Source organism: Mesorhizobium sp. M7A.F.Ca.CA.004.12.1.1, from assembly GCF_003997835.1.
GTDB lineage: Bacteria > Pseudomonadota > Alphaproteobacteria > Rhizobiales > Rhizobiaceae > Mesorhizobium.
This window is the reverse complement of the sequence record NZ_RZRK01000768.1, coordinates 1-2,894: the sequence shown is the minus strand read 5'-3', so window position 1 is coordinate 2,894 and position 2,894 is coordinate 1. Positions and strand designations below refer to the sequence as shown.

General features: G+C 64.2%; 5 protein-coding genes. 4 read left to right on the top strand and 1 reads right to left on the bottom strand.

Going from position 1 to position 2,894, the window contains the following annotated elements; translation table 11 throughout:
* Positions 1-203, top strand: a 203-nt coding sequence (locus tag EN984_RS29220) for a TrmO family methyltransferase (protein ID WP_206517503.1), incomplete at its 5' end; no start/stop codon positions are given.
* Positions 200-514: a DUF2293 domain-containing protein gene (locus EN984_RS29215; protein WP_127260329.1), complete on the top strand. Its 315-nt coding sequence runs from the start codon at positions 200-202 to the stop codon at positions 512-514. The genes EN984_RS29220 and EN984_RS29215, both read left to right, overlap by 4 nt.
* Before the next feature lie 6 nt (positions 515-520).
* On the opposite strand, the gene EN984_RS29210 is transcribed toward EN984_RS29215, so the two are convergent.
* Positions 521-1,024: a hypothetical protein gene (locus EN984_RS29210; protein ID WP_127267193.1), complete on the bottom strand. Its 504-nt coding sequence runs from the start codon at positions 1,022-1,024 to the stop codon at positions 521-523.
* A 150-nt stretch (positions 1,025-1,174) separates the two neighbouring features.
* Between EN984_RS29210 and EN984_RS29205 the strand changes: the two genes are divergently transcribed.
* Both EN984_RS29205 and EN984_RS29200 read left to right on the top strand, forming a co-directional pair.
* A complete protein-coding gene (locus EN984_RS29205) occupies positions 1,175-2,137 on the top strand; it encodes a D-amino acid aminotransferase (RefSeq protein ID WP_127267194.1) in 963 nt (320 codons plus the stop codon).
* A gap of 63 nt (positions 2,138-2,200) precedes the next feature.
* Positions 2,201-2,894, top strand: a 694-nt coding sequence (locus EN984_RS29200; protein WP_245480140.1) for an SDR family NAD(P)-dependent oxidoreductase, incomplete at its 3' end; no start/stop codon positions are given.

The window sequence follows — 2,894 nt, the reverse complement described above, 5'->3', positions numbered from 1 at the left end:
CCCCTGCCCGCCCCAACCCCATCGGGCTGCATGTGGTCCGGCTCGTCGCGCTCGACCAACGCACCGGCCGCATCGATCTCGACGCCATCGATGTGCTCGACGGCACGCCGGTCATCGACATCAAACCTTATTTCGCCTCGACCGACGCTATTGCCGAGGCGACCATCGAAGGGCGCGACGAGCCCGATCGGACCCGGCGGTGACGGCGCCGACCGGCCGCCGCCGCGCCATAGCCAAGGCGCTGACCGCTCTTCTGCCGCTGGCTCCCTATGCCGACATGGAGAAGATCCGCACCGACGCCGGCGCGGTCCACATGAAGACCTTGCCGCCGGGCATCGCCGTATGGCTGGCGACGATTGCCCATATCCGCCACATGCACACCGATTACGAGAAACTGCTGAGCGAAGGCTATGACCGCGACTCGGCGCGTTTCTTCGTCATCGAGCAGACCAACATCGTGCTCACCCGCTGGCGCGCAACCCGCCTGCTCGACGCCGACGACGAGGAGGAATGACCACGGCTACTTCCGCTTTAGCACGGCGACCGCATTGTAGGTCTGGCCATCGGCGTGGCCGACCCAAATCCAGGACAGATTGCCCTTGTAAAACCTGACGGTGATGTTGCCTCCGTCGATGCATTTGTCCCGACCGTAGGTGATGTTCTCGTGGTATTCCGCCGAAATGTCGTCCCTTGACGTCTGCGACAGCGATCCGCCGCAGCCGAGTGACGGATAGTCGATCGACGCGCTGCCATCGTTGATGGTCATGGCGATCGCCCAGTCGGCGCCGGCGTCACCCGCCGGGCTCTGGTGGCCATTGCCTACCCAGGTGCCGCTCAGCGACAGCACGTTCACCGCGCAAGGCAGGTTCTGGAAGATCGGAGTCAATTCGCCGCCGGTTTTCTCGCAGCGATAGGTCTGCCCGCCCTGGCACAATTCCTCGCCTTCGCGCGCGCACTGGGCGCGGGCGTCGCCCGCAGCGGCGAACATCATCATTGCCGCTGTGACGGCCCCAAACCTGCCCATTTTCCCCTCCCGTTCAGACCCGGAACGATACGGCAATCGCGATCGAATGTATCGGCCAGATCGTCATGGAGGCCGAACAGCGCCGGGCGGGTGGCTCTATGCCTTCTGCCCAGCGCCGCTAGCCTCTCGCCTGCGTGACAGGAGGCCCCGATGAGCCGGACAATGGCAACACAGGACGAGAAGCGACCGCCCGTCGTCGACGACCGCCATGTCGACCCGCACTCCTATCCCGAGGGGGTCGCTTTCCTCGACGGCCAATACCTGCCGATGTCGCAGGCCAAGATCTCGGTGCTGGACTGGGGTTTTCTGCATTCCGACGCCACCTACGACACCGTGCATGTCTGGAACGGCCGCTTCTTCCGCCTCGATTTGCATCTCGACCGCTTCTTCGGCGGGCTGGAAAAGCTGCGCATGACCATCCCCTTCGATCGCGACGGCGTTACCGAAATCCTGCACAATTGCGTGGCGCTGTCGGGTCATCGCGCCGCCTATGTCGAAATGCTGTGCACGCGCGGCGCCTCGCCGACTTTCAGCCGCGACCCGCGCCAGGCGGTCAACCGCTTCATGGCGTTCGCCGTGCCGTTCGGCTCGGTCGCCAATGCCGAGCAGTTGCAGCGCGGCCTGCGTGTCGCCATCAGCGCCAAGATGCGCATTCCGCCGGCCTCGATCGACCCGGCGATCAAGAACTACCACTGGCTCGATCTGGTGCGCGGCCTCTACGATGCCTATGATCGCGGCGCCGAGACCGCATTGATCCTCGACTTCAACGGCAATGTCGCCGAGGGCCCGGGCTTCAACGTCTTCTGCGTCAGGGACGGCAAGCTGTCGACGCCTTCCATTGGCGTGCTGCCGGGCATAACCCGCCGCACCGTCTTCGATCTCTGCGCCGAACAAGGTCTTGCCGCCACCGCGGCCGATGTCAGCGTCACTGCATTGCGCGAGGCCGACGAGGTCTTCATCACCTCGACCGCGGGCGGCATCATGCCGGTGACCGAGATCGACGGCGCGGCGATCGCCAACGGCAAGGTCGGACCGATCACCAGCCGGCTGATGGCGCTCTATTGGGAGAAGCACGAGGATCCGGCGTGGTCGTCTCAGGTGAATTATCCCTGATAATTCAGGCGTCTTTTTCGAAAGATTCCGGTCGCCTCTGGAAAATCAGAGGACGGACCGTATATGCCCGAAAGCGGAGAGGCCTCCGCTTTCACGCAAAATCACGCCCGCAGGGGCAAGGTCTCCAAGATCATGACATCAAAGGTTTGGTTCATCACCGGATCGTCGAAGGGCTTTGGTCGCGTCTGGGCCGAGGCTGCACTCGCGCGCGGCGACAGCGTCGCGGCCACCGCCCGCGATGCCGGCACGCTCGCCGATCTCGTCGAGAAATACGGCGACAGGATTGCCGCGATAAAGCTCGACGTCACCGACAAGAAAGCCGTCGATGCCGCAGTCGCCGAGGCGCACAAGCGTTTTGGCCGGCTCGACGTCGTCGTCAACAATGCCGGCTACGGCCATTTCGGCGCCATCGAGGAGGTCAGCGAACAGGAAGCTCGCGACCAGATCGAAACCAATGTCTTCGGCGCGCTGTGGGTCACTCAGGCCGCACTGCCGATCATGCGGGCGCAGCGTTCCGGCCACATCATCCAGATTTCGTCGATCGGCGGCGTCAATGCCTTTGCCTCGCTCGGCCTCTACCACGCCTCGAAATGGGCGCTGGAGGCCTTCAGCCAGTCGCTGAGCATCGAGGTCGCGGAATTCGGCATCCATGTGACGCTGGTCGAACCGGGCGGCTTCTCCACCGACTGGGCCGGCCCGTCGGCCAAGATCTCTCAGCCGATCGAGGCCTATGCGCCCGCCCGTGCGAAGATGGCAG

Bases quoted from the DNA above. Each gene is read 5' to 3' on its own strand.
- EN984_RS29205 (WP_127267194.1), top strand. From the start codon at position 1,175: ATGAGCCGGACAATGGCAACACAGGACGAGAAGCGACCGCCCGTCGTC.
- EN984_RS29210 (WP_127267193.1), bottom strand. From the start codon at position 1,024: ATGGGCAGGTTTGGGGCCGTCACAGCGGCAATGATGATGTTCGCCGCT.